Genomic DNA, 18,599 nt, shown 5'->3' with positions numbered 1-18,599 from the left:
ACGCCGCGACCCCGGCCGTCCTGCCTGGCCGGGGTCGCGGTTGCCGTATGTGCGGCAGCGGTCAGAGCTGACCGATGACGTAGTCGATGCAGGCGGTCAGCGCCTCGACGTCGGCCGGGTCGACGGCCGTGAACATCGCGACCCGGAGCTGGTTGCGGCCCAGCTTGCGGTACGGCTCGGTGTCCACGATCCCGTTGGCCCGCAGCACCTTCGCGACGGCCGCCGCGTCGACGCCGTCCTCGAAGTCGATGGTGCCGATGACCTGCGAGCGCTGCGCGGGGTCCGCCACGAACGGCGTCGCGAAGGAGGACTTCTCCGCCCAGCCGTACAGCCGCGACGCGGAGTCGGCGGTGCGCTTGACCGCCCACTCCAGACCGCCCTGGCCGTTGATCCACTCGAGCTGCTCCTTGAGCAGGAAGAGCGTCGACAGCGCCGGGGTGTTGTACGTCTGGTTCTTCACCGAGTTGTCGATCGCCGTCGGCAGGTCGAAGAACGCCGGGATGTGCCGCCCGGACGCGGCGACCGAGGCCGCCCGCTCCAGCGCGGCGGGGGAGAAGGCGGCGACCCACAGGCCGCCGTCGGCCGCGAAGTTCTTCTGCGGCGCGAAGTAGTAGACGTCCGTCTCGGTGATGTCGACGGGCAGACCGCCCGCGCCCGAGGTGGCGTCCACCAGGACCAGGGCCCCGGCGTCCGCGCCCGCGACCCGGCGCAGCGGCGCCGCGACACCCGTGGACGTCTCATTGTGCGTGAAGGCGTATACGTCGACGCCCGCCTCGGCGACCGGCTCCGGGTGCGTACCCGGCTCCGACTTCACGATCGTCGGCTCCTGGAGCCACGGCGCGAGCTGCGCCGCCTTCGCGAACTTCGACGAGAACTCGCCGAAGGACAGGTGCTGCGACTTGCTGTCGATCAGCCCGTGCGTGGCGATGTCCCAGAACGCGGTCGAGCCGCCGTTCCCGAGCACCACCTCGTAGCCGTCGGGCAGCGAGAAGAGCTCCTTGACTCCCTGGCGGACCTGGCCCACCAGGTTCTTCACCGGCGCCTGCCGGTGGGAGGTACCGAGCAGGGACGTCCCGGTCGCGGCCAGCGCTTCGAGCGCTTCCGTCCGCACCTTGGAGGGGCCCGCCCCGAATCGTCCGTCGGCGGGCTTGATGTCAGCGGGAATCTCGATATCGGCCACGGTCGCAGCGTAGTCCGTCACGGGCGTGTTTCCGGGAGCGTTCCATCGGGTGAGACGGTGTCACACAGGGTGTGCGCCCCGGCCGGCCGGGCACCTGGCCCCGCGTCGCGCACCGGCGCGCGAAACGGCGAAGGGGCGCGCGAGGACCGGCCCGACGGCCCTCCCGCGCCCTGCGCCGAAATGCGCCGCGGTTCAGTGCGCGATGCTCGCGAAACCCTCGATGTCCCGCGGTCCGCGGACACCGGGCCCCACGTAGCGCGCCGAGGGCCTGACAAGGCGGCCGGTACGTTTCTGCTCCAGGATGTGCGCGGACCAGCCGGCCGTACGGGCGCAGGTGAACATCGAGGTGAACATGTGCGCCGGGACCTCCGCGAAGTCCAGCATGATCGCCGCCCAGAACTCGACGTTCGTGGCGAGCACCCGGTCGGGGCGGCGGGCGTGCAGCTCGGCGAGTGCCGCCTTCTCCAGCGCCTCCGCGACCTCGTAGCGCGGCGCGCCCAGCTCGCGCGCCGTACGCCGCAGCACGCGCGCCCGCGGGTCCTCCGCGCGGTAGACGCGGTGGCCGAAGCCCATCAGGCGCTCACCCTTGTCGAGGGCGGCCTTCACGTACGCCTCCGCGTCCCCGGTCCGCTCGATCTCCTCGATCATGCCGAGGACGCGGGACGGCGCGCCGCCGTGCAGCGGGCCCGACATGGCGCCGACCGCGCCGGACAGCGCGGCGGCGACGTCCGCGCCGGTCGAGGCGATGACCCGGGCGGTGAAGGTGGAGGCGTTCATGCCGTGTTCGGCCGCCGACGTCCAGTACGCGTCCACCGCCGCGACGTGCTTGGGGTCGGGCTCGCCGCGCCAGCGGATCATGAACCGCTCGGCGATGGAGTGCGCCTTGTCGATCTCCTTCTGCGGCACCATGGGCAGCCCCTGGCCGCGGGCGGACTGGGCGACGTACGACAGCGCCATCACCGCGGCGCGCGCGAGGTCGTCGCGCGCCTCCGCCTCGTCGATGTCCAGCAGCGGCCTGAGACCCCACACCGGGGCGAGCATGGCGAGCGCGGACTGCACGTCCACCCGGATGTCGCCGGAGTGCACCGGGATGGGGAAGGGCTCGGCGGGCGGCAGACCGGGGTTGAACTTCCCGTCGACCAGCAGGCCCCACACGTTCCCGAAGGACACATGGCCGACCAGGTCCTCGATGTCGACACCGCGATAGCGCAGCGAACCGCCTTCCTTGTCGGGCTCGGCGATCTCCGTTTCGAACGCGATGACTCCCTCGAGTCCGGGTACGAAGTCGGACATGAGGCGGCTCCTCTTGATGATCACGACAGTGCGGTGGTGCGGCAGTGCCTGATGAATGAGACGACGACGGTGCCCGGGGGTGTGCGGGCGGGAGTGTGCCGGACGGGCCGACCCCACGGTCATGCCCCGCCCGAGGGGCTCTCACCCTGCTCCATCCGGATCAGCCTGGACCGTCCCACGATCCGCCGGACAGGACCTGGCCCCGGCCGGTCATTCTCCTTGCTGCCGGACGCGCCGGACAGCGTGAGTTCCGGCACATTCGCGGACGTCGGCGCCGGGACCCGCCGTCCTGCAAGATGTGCCCGTGCGACAACCACATGAAGAGCGCCAGGTGCGGCCCCTCCCGGCCGCGGACCCGGCGGCGATGCGCGAGCAGTACCGGGCCGCGGGACTGACCGAGCCGGAGCTGGCGTCCGACCCCTACGAGCAGTTCGCCCGCTGGTTCGCCGACGCCGTACGGGCACGGGACGACGGCGCGCTCGCCGAACCCAACGCCATGGTGGTGTCCACGGCCGACGCCGACGGCGTACCCAGCTCCCGTACGGTCCTGCTCAAGGGCTACGACCAGCGCGGGTTCGTTTTCTTCAGCAATTACGCGTCGCGCAAGGGCCGCGAGCTGGCCGCCAACCCGCACCTGGCGCTGCTCTTCCCCTGGCATCCGATCGCCCGCCAGGTGATCGTCGGGGGCTCGGCGGCGCGCGTGCCGCGGGACGAGACGGCGGCGTATTTCCGCAGCCGCCCGTACGGTTCGCGGATCGGCGCCTGGGCGAGCGAGCAGTCGGCCGTGGTGGCCTCGCGCGAGGTGCTGGAGGCGCGCTACGCGGAGCTGTGCGCGCGCTGGCCGGAAGGGACGGACGTGCCCGTACCGCCGTTCTGGGGCGGCTTCAGGGTCGAGCCGCGCACCGTCGAATTCTGGCAGGGCCGGGAGAACCGGCTGCACGATCGGCTGCGCTATACGCGCGGTGCGGACGGCGGATGGGGAATCGAGCGCCTGGCGCCGTAAAACGCGGGTGCTGGAGCGCGGGTCCCGGAAGGCCGGTGCCGGAGCGGGGGTCCCGGAAGGCCGGTCCTTGAGGGCCGGTCCTGGAGCGCTGGTCCTGCCGGAACGCGAACGACCCGCGGGCTGCTCCCCGGAGCCAGGAGGCTCCGGGCACCGGCCGGACAAGTCCGACGAGCCCGCGGGTCGGGTGAACTGCGTGGGATTGGCGCGCTTCGCGCACGCCCAGTGCGCGGAGCTAGCCCGCAGCCACCTCACGTGTCCGAGTGCACTTCATGCGTCAGACCACCTCCCTTCGTGTGTCCCGCAACAGTAAGAAGCCGGCCGGAACCGCACAACCTATTTATGGAAATCTCGTGTGACGCAGCCCACACCAGAGTTCAATGTTGCGACGTGCAGCCTTTCGACGCGCAATCAAAGCCGCTCGATGACGGCGGCAGTGGCGACAACAGCGGTGGCGAAGTCCACGGGAGCCAGGGGGGTGGCGACGGCATTGCCCCGGACGGGGCCCATGACGGGCACGAGGGCGACGAGCACTTGCTCGCCGCGCTCCTCGACGGCATGGAAGCGGGCCTGTGCGCCTTCGACCGCCATGGCGTGATCACCCACTGGAACTCCGAAGCCGTCCGCATCCTGGGCTGGACCGCGCAGGACGCGATCGGGCGGCACGGATTCGCCGGCTGGGCGGCGCGTACGGCCGACGCCCGCGAGACCGAGGAACGCCTGCTCGGCGCCATGGACGGCCCCGGCCGCCAGGTGCACGAATTCGCGCTCGTCACCAAGGACGGCCGCCGGGTGCTCGTCCGCACCCAGTCGGCGGCCGTGCAGGGCGCCGACGGGCAGCCGAGCGGCGTCTATTGCGCCTTCTCCGAGGTGCACGCGCAGATCGACCTGGAACGGTCGATCGCTCTCAGCGAAGTGCTCTTCACCGACGCCTCATGGGGTGTGGTACTGATCGACGCCGATCTGCGCCCCGCCGTGGTCAACGCGCACGCCGCCCGCCTGCTGCGCACCGGCCGCGACTCGCTGCTCGGCAGGCCGCTGGGCGACCTGCTGGCCCAGGGCGTCGAGGAGTTGGAGAACGTACTCCAGCACGTGCTCTCCGAGGGCGCGCCGCCCGCCACCACCGACCTGTGGGTGACCGTGCGCGGCGACGAGACCGGCGGGCGCTACTGCTGGCGCAGCGGATTCGTCCGCCTCGGTTCGCCGCTGGGCGAGGAACCTGTACCGCTGGGCGTGGGCTGGCTCTTCCTGGACATCACCCGGCAGAAGGCGCTGGAGAAGGACGGGGCCCAGGTGCGGTTCCGCTACCAGCAGCTCCACCGCGCCGACCGCGCCGCCGCCGAGTGCGAGAGCGCCCTTGAGGCCGCGACCTTGCAGCTCGACTTCGCACTGGCCGGATTCGCCGACCACGCCCTGGTCGACATCACCGACGACGCGGGCCGCCTGATCCGGATCGCGGCGACCCCGGCGGGCGAGCCCGGTCCTGCCGACGCCACCGAGGACAACTCCATCCCGGTCGGCTACGGCGTCGCCCACCCCGTCCTCCAGGCGCTGGAGCGGATCGGCACCGTACGCGCCAGCTTCGGCGCGCTGACGGCGGACGAACCGGCGACCGGTGAACGGATCGACGAGTGGGCGGCGGCCAGGCGCTGGCCCTCCGGGACCGTGCACGGGCTGGCCACGGTGCTGCGCAGCAGGGGCCGTACGGTCGGCGCGCTCACCTTCCTGCGCGGCTCGGGCCGCAGGCTCTTCGACCGGGCGGACGCGGCGTACGCGGAGGACGTCGCGGCGCGGGTCGCCATGGCGCTGGACCTGGCCGGGCTGACGGGGGACCGCTGAGCGCCGACGCCCCTCGCGGGACGTCGGCGGGCAGCGGACGAAGGCCGGTGCGGGCGGGCCTGCCGCCGGTCGGTGCCGGAACGCCGGTGCGGGCGGCCTGCCGCCGGTCGGTGATGCGGGAAGGCCGGTGCGGGCGCGGCCCGTCGCCGGTCAGTGCCGGAAGAAGATCCGCTCCCGGTACTCCTCGAAGATCCGGCCGTTCCAGTCGTGGCCGCCGTCCACGTTGCCCGAGCGCAGCATGGGCGGGGTGACACCGCGGGCGGCGAGCCCGGTGGCGGCGGTCGCGACGACGGCCTGCATCAGGGCGCTGATGACGACCGTGGAGGCGGGGGCGAAGGGCGCGGGGATGGCGTCGTCGGTCAGCTCCGCGTCGCCGACCGCGATCTTGGAGTCGAGGACGATGTCGCAGTGGTCCTTGAGGAAGGTGCCCGAGGCGTGCCGGGAACGCGTCTCCTTGGCGTACGCGACCGAGGTGACGCCGATCACGGTGAGGCCCAGGGCGCGGGCGTTCTGCGCCATCTCGACCGGCAGCGCGTTGCGCCCGGACAGGGAGATCACGAACAGGACGTCGCCCGGCCGTACGGGGCTGGTGTCCAGGACGGCGCCCGCGAGGCCGTCGACCCGCTCCAGGGCGCTGCCCAAGGTGGCGGGCATCACGTCCACGCCGACGACGCCGGGAACAGCCAGTAGATTGATGAGGGCGAGGCCGCCCGCCCGGTAGACCACGTCCTGGGCGGGCAGTGAGGAGTGGCCGGCACCGAAGACGAAGACCCGCCCGTCCGCGGCGATGGCGTCGGCGACGGCGTCCGCGGCGGCCTGGATCCCGGCGGCCTCCTCGTCCCTGATCCGGTGCAGAAGGGTGATCGCGGCGTCGAAGTATCGGTCGGCCAGGGACTCGCGAGGCTCACTCATGCGGATCACCGTGCGGCCCCCGCGGGCCGGTGTCAAGAAAGGGCGACGACCGGATCGGGGACCGTTGTCGGCGCTATGGGTCAGAATTGGTTGAGGGCCACGCACGAACAAACGAGGGGCGCGCATGTCCGGATTGATCGACACGACGGAGATGTATCTCCGCACCATCCTGGAGCTGGAGGAGGAGGGTGTGGTCCCCATGCGCGCCCGAATCGCCGAGCGGCTCGACCAGAGCGGCCCGACGGTCTCCCAGACGGTGGCGCGGATGGAGCGCGACGGGCTGCTGCACGTCGCCAACGACCGGCATCTGGAGCTGACCGACGAGGGGCGCCGCACCGCCACCCGCGTGATGCGCAAGCACCGCATCGCCGAGTGCCTGCTGGTCGATGTGATCGGCCTGGAGTGGGAGCAGGTGCACGCGGAGGCGTGCCGCTGGGAGCACGTGATGAGCGAGGCGGTGGAGCGGCGCGTGCTCGAACTGCTGCGCCACCCGACCGAGTCGCCGTACGGGAACCCGATTCCCGGACTCGAGGAGCTGGGCGAGAAGGGCGAGGCCGATCCGTTCCTGGAGGACGGCATGGTCAGTCTCAACGAGTTGCAGCCGGGCGCCGCCGGGGCGAGCGTCGTGGTGCGCAGGATCGGTGAGCCGATCCAGACCGACGCGCAGGTGATGTACACGCTGCGGCGGGCCGGTGTGCAGCCGGGCGCCGTGGTCAGCGTCACGTCGTCGGCGGGCGGAGTGCTCGTCGGCAGCGGCGGCGAGGCGGCCGAACTGGACGCCGAGATCGCCTCGCACGTCTTCGTGGCCAAGCGGTAGCCCCACGGCTTCGTGCCTTCCTGAAGGGTGAGGGCCCCGGCGCCGTCGAACGGCGTCGGGGCCCCTCCTCCCCTTGTCCCTCCCCTTGGGACCCCCTCGAAGGACCCGGGACCCCGAGCCTCCCGAGTGCCTCCCGCGGCCCGCTTCCCCTGCGCGCCGCGCCCCGCAGAAGTCCTCCCCTCGGCCTGAGCCGCCAATCCTTGAGCGTTGTCACTCGAAAGAGCGGTGTTGGGCGCGGGACGAGCTTGTTCGAATAAAAGTTCGATAGCGTGGGGGTCCTGGACGAGCCGGCCGCGAGCGTGCGGCCGGACGGACGAGATCGACGGAAGGGGGTGGGGCACATGGCCGGCCACGCGACGCGGCAGGCGGCTCGGCACACGACGCGGCATACGACCCGGCGCACCGAGGTGATCGGGGCCGACGGGGCCCGGCTCGCAGCCTGGGAGTACGCGGCCGAGGTGAATTCCGGGGCCGGTTCCGCTTCCCGTTCCGGTGGCGCTACCCCTTCCCGTTCCGGAGCGGGTCCCGGGCCCGGTCCCGAATCCGGTGCCCGGCGTCCCGGCGTGCTCCTCCTGCACGGCCTGCTCGGCCGCGCCTCGCACTGGGCGCCGACCGCCCGCCGTCTCTCCTCGCGCTACCGGGCCGTCGCCCTCGACCAGCGCGGCCACGGACGCAGCGCGAAGCCGGAGGGCCCGTACACCCCGGAGGCGTACGTGGCGGACGCCGTCGCCGCCGTCGAACAGCTCGACCTCGGCCCGGTCACCCTGGTCGGCCACTCCATGGGGGCGCTCACCGCCTGGCAGGTCGCCGCGAGCCGTCCCGACCTCGTGGCCGCGGTGGTCATCTGCGACATGCGCGCGGCGGCGCTCGGCGAGGCCGGGCAGCGCGAGTGGGAGGACTGGACGCGGTCCTGGCCGCTGCCCTTCGACACGCTCGCCGACGCGCGCCGGTGGTTCGGCGTGGAGGACCCGTGGGCCGATCCGCCGAATCCGGCCAGGGGTGACTTCTTCGCCGAGGTCATGGAGGAGCGGGGCGACGGCTGGCGCCCGCTCTACGCGCCCCGCCATCTGCTGCGCTCCCGCGACCCCTGGATACGTGACGCCCACTGGGACGAGCTGGCGCGGGTCGGCTGCCCCGCCCTCGTCGTCCGCGGTCTCGACGGCGAGCTGGGCCGCGCGGAGGCCCAGGAGATGGTCCGGGTGCTGCCCCGGGGCAGTTACGCGGAGATCCCGGACGCCGGTCACCTCGTCCCGTGGGACCAGCCCGACGCGTGGTGCGAGGCGGTCGAGGGCTTCCTGCGGGGCGCGCTGGCGGAGCCGCAGACTGCGGAGAGCCGCTGAGGCCGGGGCGTACGGGGGGCGTTCGTCCGGCGGCGGGTCGCGGGTGCCGGTCGGGAGGCGGTGGTGGCCGCGGTGCCGCCCGGCCTCCCAGCCGGTGGGGCAGGCGTCGGCGGTCGGTCAGGCGGAGGCGCGGGAGCCGTAGTCGGGGGAGGCCAGCCGACGCGGGTAGTAGCCGGGATTCGGGCCCTCGGCGGGGCTGGCGGCGCCGGTCAGCCGGTAGCGCTCACCGACGGCGGTGGCGCGCACGATCGTGAGGACGAGCAGGAGGAAGGCGCCGCCGACGAAGCCGGAGAGGACCGGCGAGCCGTCCGTGCGGTCGCCGAACGCGGGGGCGGCGATGCCGGAGGGGTCCTGCGTCACGGTGACGTGCTTGCCGACCGACGCCCGGTCGCAGCGGATCTCCCGGTCCACCATGGCGCCGCTGTCCAGCCGGACCCGGCACGACTCCCAGGACGTACGCAGCGTGGTGCGGTTCGTGTACTCGGTGATCACACCGGCGGACACCTCACCGCGCGCCGCGAACAGCGCGCTGGAGACGGCGTAACCACCGACGAACATGCAGAAGAGCAGAAGGAGGAAACCGCACATGACCTGACCGATGGAGCCGTGCAGCCAGTACAGCGTCAGCACCATGGTGACCGAGGCGGTCACCACGATCAGGGCGACGCCTGCCACGGCGAAGGAGCCCGCGTAGGTGGCGTGCGACCAGCCGATCGCGACCGCGACGGTGGCGAGCACGGTGAACAGCAGGGTGACGGCGCAGCGTGCCCAGGCGGCGCCGCGGGTCGGGGAGCCGATCCGGCCCGCTTCCCACACGCGGGCGAAGCCGGTGGGGGGTCCGGCCGCGAGTCCGGTGGGGGGTCCGGTGGGGGGTCCGGCCGCTTCCGGGTCCTGGGGCGTGCCGGGAAGCGGCGCCGTCATCGGTCGGCCTGCGGTGAGGTCGTGCCGGTGGCTGTGCCGGTGCCGGGGCCCGTGCCCGTGTCGGCGCCCGTGCTCGCGCCGGGGCCGGTCGGCGTCACGGTCTGGCCGTTCCCGTTCCCGCTTGCGGGTCCGTCCTCGGCCGCGGATGCCGTTGCGGTGCCGTCGCCGACGGTGCCGTCGTCGTCCGCGAAGCTGACACTGCGCAGGATGGCCATCGTCAGCTCGCTGAACTCGCCCCAGTAGTTGACGGCCGCGGTGTCCAGGGTGAAGACCGCGGTGTAGGGGCCGGTGGGGAAGGGCACGTACACCTGCACCTGGCCCATCTGGAGCTTGACCTCTTCGCCGCTGGCGGTGAGTTCGGCGCCGATGACGTATTCGCGCAGGGTCACGCAGGAGACGGCGGGGCCGCAGGGCAGGTCGAGCCAGCGGGCGTCGTTGGTCTCCTCGCGGACCAGGATCTCCCGGATGCCGAGCGCGGCGACCTCGGGGGAGGGGTGGTCGGAGGCGATCGCGGCGACCGTGAAGGAGCAGTGGGCTATGCCCTCGTCGATGGAGAACAGGCCCATCGCGGAGTACGCGAGTCCCCGGTCGCCCATCGCCTCGCCGAGCGCCGCGTAGTACGGGGCGGCCGGCGTCCACAGGTCGTCGTTGCCCTCCGGGTACATCTCCCGTACGAACTCCTCGGCGAGCGCGGCGCGCTCCTCGGGGGTGGCCGCGATCGGCAGTCCGTGGAAGGACTCGGGGACGACGAAGGACAGCGGGGGGACGTCCGACATCTCGACGGCCTGGAGTTCGAGGCCGGTGTCGTCCGCCGCGGCTGTCGGGCCCGCCGCGGCGGGGGTTTCCGGGGTGGTGGCGTCCGGAGGGGGAGTCGTCATGGTGGTCTCGCCTAGAGGTTCTGGACGGCAGAGGTCGTCAAGGGGAGTCGGGGCGTCGGGCGTCGGGGCCTTGGACAGCGGGGCGTTGGACGGCTGGGCTTCGGACGGTGGGGCTTCGGACGGCGGCCGAGGACCGTCGGGGTCAGAGGTCGCCAGGCTGCGGGCGGGCCGGTTCGCCGGACTCGCCCATGATGACGGAGTGGGTCTCGAACAGCCCCTTGCCGACCTTCGCCGGGACCTGGGACTCGACGAGGACGGCGCCGCTGGCCAGCCGGAAGGCGCGTGGCGGCTGCGCCGTGGCGGGCAGTTCGCCGACGAAACGGGCCAGCCGCTCGCGCTGTCCCGCGGTCAGTTCGGACTCGGGCAGCGGCTTGCGCCGCTCGGCCAGCACCCCGGCGAATTTGTCGGCCGCTCCGGTGGACAGCCGTACCCACGACCCGTCGGTGAAGGTGACGCGCACATCGTGCCCGCCCTCGCTGAACGCCAACTGCTCGGCGCCGCCCACCGACTCGCGGGGCGTCTCCCACAGGACGGTGGCGGACGCCGTGAGGTCGGGCCCGACGCCCAGCAGCAGGAAGCGGCGTTCGGTGACGACCGCGTCCACGCGGGTGCGCTCCGCGCTGCGCGCGGGGTCCAACTGCCACGGCACGGTACGCGCGACGGTCCCCGGCGCGGCCCACATCACCGGGAAGTCCTCGGACTCGTTCGCCGGGTCCTGCGGCGCCGACCGCGACGCCCCGCCGACCTGCACCGAGTTGCCGCCGGTCACCGCCTCGACGGCGACATGCAGCGCGGTCACGATGCCGCCGAGCAGCCCGCCGCCGACCCGGTCGACCTTCTGCGTCGTCTTGGAGTGCAGGGTGTACTCCGGCCCGGCGGGCCAGCCCGGCAGCTCCGCCTGGATGTCGCGCCGCTCGGTGTCCCGGAACCACCGCGAGCCCGCCACCGGATGCGCGTAACCGGTGGCGAAACGAATCGGCGTACGTACCAGCGTGGATTCGTCCTGATCCGGGAACCAGTCCATCGTCGTGCGCCTTTCGGTCGGCTCTGAGCGGAGTCGCTGTGCTGAGTCGCTGAGCGGGGTCACTGTGCGGGGTCGCTGTCGACGTCGCCGTGGAGTCCTCGTGCGGCGGCCGTGCGGATACGACCGTACGCGGTCGCCGGTCGGCGCCGGTCGTCAGTTGGCGGTGGCCGCCCGGTCGAAGCGGTCGCCGAGGTGGACGGCCTCGCCGATGTGCTGCGGGATCGAGTAGAGCTTCGGCGCGAGCTTGAGCCCCACGTCGATGGAGCGGCCCACGTTGCCCATCGCGTCGATCGCCACCCGGCCGCCGGTGACCATCTTGATGCCCTTCGTACCGATCAACTGGCCACCGTGGTAAAGCTGCTCGGAAACCGCCTGCATACGATTGATGATCTTGCCGTCGGAGATGACCTGCCCGGCGGTCTTGAGGCCGCCGAACTCCAGCGTGACGTTCTTGAACAGCTTTATCTGCTTGCCGCCGGCGATGAAATCGCCCGCTTTGCCGACGAAGTTCCGGCTGATGGTGGTGACTCCGCGGAATCCCTCGCCGAGTTCGGCGGCGCGGGTGGCGGCGATGGCTCCGTCGGCGACCTTGGCGCCCTTGGCGAAGGCGCCGATTCCGGGTATCGCGCCCAGCGCGTCGAAGCCGATGCTGATCCAGCTCACGTCGGCGCCCGCGGCCATGGCGATCAGGTGGGTGATCAGCGCGGCGGCGCTGGTGACGACGGCCGCGGCGGCGAAGATCGCGCCCAACGGCTCGAAGGGCGCGGTGATGATGGCCAGCACGCCGAGGAGGCCGCTGAGGTCGCTGAGCAGGTCGCCGATGAGTTTGATCATGTCGGCGTGGTCCTTGACCCACTGGATCGTGTCGTTCCAGGCGTCCTCGATGCCGTGCACCATACGGCTGAACAGGCCCGGCTTGTCCGGGGCGATGTCACCGGCCTTGTCCAGGTCGTGGCTGATCGCGTTGGCGGCGCTGGTGAAACGGTTGTGCAGCTCTTCCGCGCGGTGGCGCACGCCGTCCAGCGCGTTGTTCGCGTCGGTGACGGCCTGCTGCTTCTTCTTCGCGTCGGCGGCGGCAGCCGGGTCCGGGTCGGGGGACGCCTGAGGCTGCGGGTGCGGAACGCTGTTGTCCGTGGGGATGCCCGCCGCGGTCTTCGCGTGGTCGAGCGTGCCCTGCTTGGTGGCGGCCTCCCGCTCCAGCGTGTCGGCCTCCGCCTGGAAGCCGTGGAGCTGCTCGGCCCAGCGGCCCAGCGCGCTGGACGCGCGGCCGAAGGAGTCGTGCGCCTTCTTGATCAACGGGGTGACATCGCTGTCGATGTGAGAAATGAAGGCCCTGGCGGCCTCGCCCTTCCAGTAACCGCAGTCGAGCCGGCCCAGTTCGGAGACCGTGGTGCTCAACTCGGTGTGCACATCACCGATCTGCCGGGCCAGTGAGCGGGTGCGCTCGACGTCCCCGGGCGTGGGGTCGAAGCCCAGATGCGGAAAGCTGCGCGTCACGCCCGTCACTTCCCGCCGGTCTTGAGGGAGTTGGCGAGTTGCAGGTCGGCGTCGTCGAAGGTCTTGCCGATCTGGTCGATCATGTGGACCGCGGTGTCGGCGTGCTGGCCGATCTGCTTGATGCCGTAGTGCCAGTCGTCGGCGAAGTCGTGGACGTCGTCTATCAGCTTGGGCGCGCCGACCGACTCGCCGTTGGCATTGCCCATCGCCCGGCTCACCGTGTCCATTCGGTCCGCAATGGTGGAGAACGTCTTTCGCAAGTCCCCCATCACCGTCCCGTTGATCTGCAAGTCCCCCATGGAAAATCAACCCTTTCTCGGCATTACGTAAGATTCCGCGGGCCGCGTGCGGATCTCAGGGCCCCTACTCTATTAGGCGTATGCGGGCCGTCGATGGCCCACGGGTCACGGTCCTGTGGCAGTCGCGTGTGTGCGCGGATTCACCCACGCCTGCTTCGGGGACCTGCTGGTAGCTTGCCGACGCCGGGTCCAGACAGCGACATGGGGGAGTTCAGGTGCTTCGTCGTACGTCCACGGGAGCGGGAATCGCCGCGGTGGCGGTCGTCACCGCACTCGCTGTGAGCGGGTGCGGCAGTGGCGGCGGGAACGAGGCGAAGAAGGCGCCGCCCGCGAGCGCGAGCGCGTCCGCGGCCGGCACTCCGGGCACGGCGGCGAGCATGTCGGCCGAGCCGGGCGCGTCGGGCAGTCCCACCGCCTCCTCCGTCGTCGGCGGCGACTCGACGCAGGGCGTCGAGGGCGTCTGGCTGGCGACGCAGGGCTCGACGAAGGTCCAACTCGTCCTCGGCAAGGGCAAGGCCGGGCTGACCAGCAGCCACCTGTGCGGCGGCACCTACACCGACCGCGACGGCCTCGGCCTGACGCTGACCTGCATGGACGGCGACAAGGAACGCACCTCCGGCCGCGGCGAACTGACCGGTGACGGCAAGACCCTCACCGTGCGCTGGACCGGTGGCCCGACCGACACCTTCTCCCGCACGGGACTGCCGAGCAGCTGACCGGCGGCCCGTCAGGCCGCCGGTCCCCACGGCGGTCGCTCAGGTGGTCAGCGGCACCGTCACCGTCAGCGGCTCACCGTCGCCGAGGTGGAGCAGAGCCCGGCCCGGCGTGACCTGCCCGCCGACGCTGCTGCGGCTCAGCCGAGTACCGATCAGTTCACCGCTCATGGTCTGCTGCGGCGAGAGCAGCACACCGCGGCGCGCCTTCTTGGCGTCGACCTGCCAGCCGGAGAAGCCCGAGCAGATGTCCTCTTCGCCGCCCGCGATGACCACGGCCCGGCCGTGGTCGGAACCGCGGGCGATGATCTCCTTCAGTACATCCTTGGCGTCGCAGTCGCGCAGCAGCTCCGCGTCGTCGGCCATGACGACCACCGGGCCGCCCTCGGCCTCCTCCAGCGCCTTGCCCAGGTCGTCGGCGGGTATGTCGCTGTCGGTGTACATCCGCAACACCCCTTCGGCGCCCGCCAGTTCACGCAGCGGCGACGGACGGGGAGCCGCGACGACCAGCTTCACGCCCTGCTGCTGATAGCTGCGCGCGAGGGTGAGCAGCAGCGTCGAGCGGCCCGACTTGCCGGGGCCGCCGATGACGAACGCGGGCAGGCCGTCGGACAGGTTCGGCCCGTAGCCGGTGAGTTCATCGCCGCCGACGCCGACGAGCGCCCACAGCGGATTGCGCGCCGCGTCGGTGTCGCGCATCTCCCACGCGTCGGCGAACGACAGCCGCGAGGGCAGCACGTCCACCCGGAACGGCCGCCGCGCCCTGGGCAGCGCCGCGTCCCGCTCGGTGGCGGCGGCGCCGATCGCGGCCAGCGCCGCGGCCTGGCCCTGACCGGTGGAGTCGTCGGTGAGCAGCGCGACCTGCGTCTCGATACCGGACTCCGCCCGGTACGCGCGGCCCGGCTGGATCTCGTCCGGCACCTTGCGCGGATTGACCGAGATCAGCGAGAAGTCCGAGCGGTCCGCGAGCCGGAAGGCGATCTTGTCCTCGGTGAGCGTGGAGATCCGGCCCGCCATCAACGTGCGGTCACCGGTGATGATCAGGTGGATGCCGACCGAGGCGCCCTCCCGCAGGAACATGAACAGCTCGTCGCTGAGCGCCCCGTGGTCCAGCTCGCCGAGCGAGGGCGTCCAGCCCTCCCAGCGGTCGAGCAGGATCACGATGTGCGGCAGCCGCTCCTCCTCGGTGGTCACCGCCGCGCGCTGCTCGCCGATGTCCGCGAACCCGTCACCGGCCAGTAGCTCCTGACGGCGCGTCATCTCCGCCTTGAGCCGCCCGATCAGCCGGATCGCCCGCTCCGACTGCGCACGGCCCACGACCGCGCCGCAGTGCGGAAGCTTCGTCAGCGCGTTCAGCGCGCCGTTGCCGCAGTCGATGCCGTACAGGTGCAGATCCGCGGTGGAGTGCGTACGGGCCAGCGAGCCCGCGATCGTCCGCAGGAGCTGGGAGCGGCCGGAGCGCGGGGCACCCGCCGCCAACAGGTGGCCGAAGGTGTGGAAGTCGATGGCCACCGGGCGCCGGGCCTGGAGCGCGGGCAGGTCCTCGATGCCGTACGCGGCGGGCGGCAGCGCCCCCGCGGCGACCGGCGTCGGCAACTCGTCCAGCAGCAGACTGTCGGGCAGCGCGGGCAGCCACGGGCTGTGCTGCGGTGGGATCGCCATCCGCTCGTTGGCCTCGCAGATCGCCTCGACGAGCACCTTCAGGTCGGTGATCTCGTCCTCCTCGCCCTTGGCGCCCGCGGGGCGGCGGGGGGCCGAACGGCCGAGCTGCGACCAGTCGACGATGCCCACCCAGGGCGCCACCGTCACGTTCTCGACCGCGCCCGGCCGCCGTCCGCCGACCCGGCCGGACTGGAAGGGGACCAGCGAGGTCGCGCCGAGCCGCACATAGGCGCGGCCCGGAGTGGACTTGGAGATGTTGCCCGCGTCCGGGGCGTCGATGACGTCGGAGGACTCGCTGCCGTCGGTGACGCGCAGCGCTATCCGCAGGTTGGTGTTGGCCCGGATCTCCGGCGAGACGACACCGCTCGGCCGCTGCGTGGCGAGGATGAGGTGGATGCCCAGCGAACGGCCTCGCTGGGCGATGTTGACCAGACCGGTGACGAAGTCGGGCAGCTCACGGACCATCGAGGCGAACTCGTCGATCACGATCAGCAGCCGCGGCATCGGCTTCAGCTCGGGCTGGCGCCGCATCAGGTCGGTGTAGTCCTCGATGTCCTTGGCCCCGGCCTCGGCCAGGATGTGCTCGCGCCGCTTCAGCTCCGCGCCCAGCGACTCCAGCGCGCGCTCCACCAGGTGGGCGTCGAGGTCGGTCACCATGCCGACGGTGTGCGGGAGTTGCACACAGTCCTTGAACGCCGAGCCGCCCTTGTAGTCGATGAGCACGAACGTCATCGCCTCGGGGGTGTTCGCCACCGCGAGCGAGGCCACGATGGTCTGCAACAGCTCCGACTTACCCGAACCGGTCGTACCCGCGATCAGGCCGTGCGGCCCGTCCTTGCGGATGTCGATCGCGAACGGACCGTCGTAGGACTCGCCGACCACCGCCTGGGTGGAGATCGGACTCAGCCGCCAGCGCGAGGCGATGGCGTCGGCCGTCGGCGGCTCGATCTCCAGGACGTCCAACAGGCGGCTGGCGGACGGGATCGCGGAATCCTCGGCGTCACCGCTGATGTCCCGGATCGGCGACAGGCAGCGGGCCAGCCGGGAGCACCAGGCGGGCGAGACGAGGTCGGGCCGCACCTTGCGGATGCGTGCCACCCCCGCCTGCTCGACGCGCAACCGGAAGGCGCCGGAGGCCGGTTCCGCCGCCACCGCCTGGGCCTGCTGCGCGCCCGCGTACCAGGCGTTCACCGAGGGAAAGCCGCCCTGCCGGGGCGCGGCCGCCGCGGCGGTCTCCGGAACGGAAGCGACGGTCGCGTCCACGGCGGGCGCCTCGAACTCCGCAATCACCACGGCCTGGCACTCGCCGGGCAGGAAGCGCTCCTCGGAGTCCAGACAGATGGCGAACATCCCGACACCGGGGCCCTCGCGCAGCAGTTGCACCACGCCGGGCAGCGACCGCATCCGTCGCGACCCGTCGAGGATCACCACGATGTCCGGGTCCTTGAAGAAGGCCGCGTGATTGGCCGCGCTGCCCGCCTTCTGCTTCGCCTTCTGCCGTCCGTCCAGAATGGAGGTCAGCTCAGCGACCCGCGCCGCGACCGTCTCGGCGTCCGTGCCCAGCAGCGCGCTGGCGTCCTGCCCGTCGGTCGGCCGCGAGTGCGGCAGCCACCGCACCCAGTCCCAACTCTGCTGCCCCGACTGCTCGGTGAGCACATAGAACTGCACATCCATCGGGCTGCTCAGCGTCGCCATCTGCGCCACCGCCCAACGGCCCATCGCCCGCGCGTCGTCGCCGGGCGCCGCGAAACCGATCACGCCGAGCCTGCGCAACTCCACCGCGACCGGGGCGTCGTCGATCTCCCAGTTGACCTTGCGGCGGTGCTCCTCCTGCTCCGGGTCGTCCAGGATCACCTCGGACGGCAGCTTCGCCGTGCCGACCCTGATCAGCAGGTGGTCGGCGTCGCCGCGCCGCCGCTCCCACAGCCGGGTGCGCGGCCCCGTCGCGGTGTTGAGCACGGTCGCCGGGTCGGGCGAGGCCGCGGCCCGGTCCTTGCGTTCGAGGTCGAGCGCCTTGTTGGCGTCCTGCTCGATGCGTTCTTTGCGCTCGCGGAACTCGGTGACCGTCTTCGCGTACGACTTACGGCCGTTCTTCTTGTCCATGAAGTGGTTGCCGACCATGACCATCGGGCTGACGACCGCCATGAACAGGTACATCATGCGGTGCATCATGAAGGCCATCATCACGGCCATGAGCAGCGGCATGACCGCCATCAGCCACGGCAGCGGCCGTCCGGCCGGCTCTTTCGGCGGGGTCGGCAGCCGGAAGACGGTGGTCCGCTCGGGCGGTGACAGCCGCGGCGGACGGTTGTAGTCGTAGGTCGCCCCGTCCTCGCCGGGATGCAGCGCCGCGTTCGGCGGGATATAGGGGCCAAGCTCCAGAAGGCTGTTGCCGAGGGAGAGCTGGTCGCCGAGCGGCCATTCCTTCGTGTCGCCGCCGACCGTGACCTGGCACGTGCCGCCCATGCCCACGGTCAGCACCGCGGCGCGCTCCGCCAACTCCGAGTCGTCGATGCGGATCCGGGACGAGGCACCGCGCCCGATCTCCACCTTGCCGATGCCCAGACGGTGGACCGCCCCCGCGTCCGGGCCGCCCGCGACCCGCAGTTCGACCACACCGGCGGGCTCGCCCGGCAGGCAGCCCGCCGGGTCGTAGAGGCTGACCACCGCGCCCTCGCGCAGCGGTGACTGGGCCACCGACCAACTCGGGTCCACCGCGTACCCGTCCACGTACACCGCGGGCGAGCCGGGCGCGCGCGAGGGGCCGCCGGAGATCGAGATGATCTCCGCGCCGCCTGCGCCGACTTTCCGTCCGAGCTCGCGCGCGACATCCGCGACGGTCGACGCGGACTCGGTCTCCACCACAACATCGGCGCGGTCCCCGCCGAGCGGGTCGACCACGGTCAACGACAGACGCACGACGTTCCTCGTTCCCCCGGATTCGACTTGGTTTCTCAGGACGATATCCGCTGGAGGCCGGTCGTGGGGCCTCAGGTGCCCGGCCTGTGGATAACCTGCACCGGTTTATCCACAGGCCGGGAACAGGGCTGGACACGGCCCCCGTCGCGGGTGGGACAGTGGTCCTCAGGCCGGAGGGAAGAGGGGTGGACGGGACGGGTGGGGTAGCGTGCGGCCCGAGCGTGGGCATGTCACGGAAGCCGTTCCGTTCTGTTGCAAGGCTGTGAGTCGCTTGTCACGGGATGCGCCTTGAGGGTGTTTGTAAG

14 protein-coding genes are annotated in these 18,599 nt (G+C 71.9%); 5 read left to right on the top strand and 9 right to left on the bottom strand.

Annotated features, from left to right (window positions below; genetic code table 11):
- Positions 1-61: 61 nt before the first annotated feature.
- Both serC and ACFY9V_RS21850 read right to left on the bottom strand, forming a co-directional pair.
- Entirely contained in the window at positions 62-1,180 is a 1,119-nt protein-coding gene (gene serC / locus ACFY9V_RS21855) for a phosphoserine transaminase (RefSeq protein WP_355337449.1), read from the bottom strand.
- 192 nt (positions 1,181-1,372) lie between these two features.
- A complete protein-coding gene (locus ACFY9V_RS21850) occupies positions 1,373-2,473 on the bottom strand; it encodes a citrate synthase 2 (protein ID WP_355337452.1) in 1,101 nt (366 codons plus the stop codon).
- Between the two features lie 364 nt (positions 2,474-2,837).
- On the opposite strand from ACFY9V_RS21850, the gene pdxH reads away from it, so the two are divergent.
- Positions 2,838-3,476: a pyridoxamine 5'-phosphate oxidase gene (pdxH, locus tag ACFY9V_RS21845; protein WP_391162570.1), complete on the top strand. Its 639-nt coding sequence runs from the start codon at positions 2,838-2,840 to the stop codon at positions 3,474-3,476.
- Positions 3,477-3,815: 339 nt separating this feature from the next.
- Positions 3,816-5,312: a PAS domain-containing protein gene (locus ACFY9V_RS21840; RefSeq protein ID WP_391162475.1), complete on the top strand. Its 1,497-nt coding sequence runs from the start codon at positions 3,816-3,818 to the stop codon at positions 5,310-5,312.
- A 150-nt stretch (positions 5,313-5,462) separates the two neighbouring features.
- Here ACFY9V_RS21840 and ACFY9V_RS21835 read toward each other — a convergent pair whose 3' ends face one another.
- Positions 5,463-6,224, bottom strand: a complete 762-nt coding sequence (locus ACFY9V_RS21835; protein WP_355337455.1) for an SIS domain-containing protein — start codon at positions 6,222-6,224, stop codon at positions 5,463-5,465.
- 124 nt (positions 6,225-6,348) lie between these two features.
- On the opposite strand from ACFY9V_RS21835, the gene ACFY9V_RS21830 reads away from it, so the two are divergent.
- Both ACFY9V_RS21830 and ACFY9V_RS21825 read left to right on the top strand, forming a co-directional pair.
- Positions 6,349-7,041 carry a metal-dependent transcriptional regulator gene (locus ACFY9V_RS21830; RefSeq protein ID WP_188279958.1) on the top strand — a complete coding sequence of 231 codons (693 nt, stop codon included), beginning with the start codon at positions 6,349-6,351 and terminating at the stop codon, positions 7,039-7,041.
- Between the two features lie 341 nt (positions 7,042-7,382).
- The gene (locus tag ACFY9V_RS21825; RefSeq protein WP_391162474.1) at positions 7,383-8,381 is read left to right on the top strand and encodes an alpha/beta fold hydrolase; all 999 of its coding nucleotides are present in this window, start codon (positions 7,383-7,385) and stop codon (positions 8,379-8,381) included.
- Between the two features lie 117 nt (positions 8,382-8,498).
- On the opposite strand, the gene ACFY9V_RS21820 is transcribed toward ACFY9V_RS21825, so the two are convergent.
- The 5 genes from ACFY9V_RS21820 to ACFY9V_RS21800 form a co-directional block, all read right to left on the bottom strand.
- Positions 8,499-9,302: a hypothetical protein gene (locus ACFY9V_RS21820; RefSeq protein ID WP_391162473.1), complete on the bottom strand. Its 804-nt coding sequence runs from the start codon at positions 9,300-9,302 to the stop codon at positions 8,499-8,501.
- A complete protein-coding gene (locus ACFY9V_RS21815) occupies positions 9,299-10,180 on the bottom strand; it encodes a hypothetical protein (protein ID WP_391162472.1) in 882 nt (293 codons plus the stop codon). The genes ACFY9V_RS21820 and ACFY9V_RS21815 overlap by 4 nt, the downstream gene beginning before the upstream one ends.
- Positions 10,181-10,322: 142 nt before the next feature.
- Entirely contained in the window at positions 10,323-11,204 is an 882-nt protein-coding gene (locus tag ACFY9V_RS21810) for a hypothetical protein (RefSeq protein WP_391043117.1), read from the bottom strand.
- A 153-nt stretch (positions 11,205-11,357) separates the two neighbouring features.
- The gene (locus ACFY9V_RS21805) at positions 11,358-12,701 is read right to left on the bottom strand and encodes a putative T7SS-secreted protein (protein WP_391162471.1); all 1,344 of its coding nucleotides are present in this window, start codon (positions 12,699-12,701) and stop codon (positions 11,358-11,360) included.
- Between the two features lie 5 nt (positions 12,702-12,706).
- Complete coding sequence (locus tag ACFY9V_RS21800; RefSeq protein WP_317452509.1) at positions 12,707-12,928, bottom strand: hypothetical protein; 222 nt, start codon at positions 12,926-12,928, stop codon at positions 12,707-12,709.
- A gap of 287 nt (positions 12,929-13,215) precedes the next feature.
- Between ACFY9V_RS21800 and ACFY9V_RS21795 the strand changes: the two genes are divergently transcribed.
- The gene (locus ACFY9V_RS21795; protein ID WP_391162469.1) at positions 13,216-13,716 is read left to right on the top strand and encodes a hypothetical protein; all 501 of its coding nucleotides are present in this window, start codon (positions 13,216-13,218) and stop codon (positions 13,714-13,716) included.
- A 39-nt stretch (positions 13,717-13,755) separates the two neighbouring features.
- Here ACFY9V_RS21795 and ACFY9V_RS21790 read toward each other — a convergent pair whose 3' ends face one another.
- Positions 13,756-18,294 (bottom strand): FtsK/SpoIIIE domain-containing protein, encoded by a 4,539-nt coding sequence (locus ACFY9V_RS21790; protein ID WP_391162467.1) that lies wholly within the window; start codon positions 18,292-18,294, stop codon positions 13,756-13,758.
- Positions 18,295-18,599: the final 305 nt, after the last annotated feature.

This window comes from Streptomyces sp. NPDC008317 (assembly GCF_042955955.1).
Taxonomy (GTDB): domain Bacteria; phylum Actinomycetota; class Actinomycetes; order Streptomycetales; family Streptomycetaceae; genus Actinacidiphila.
The sequence above is the reverse complement of the archived record's forward strand: the minus strand, read 5'-3'. Positions and strand labels throughout refer to the sequence as shown.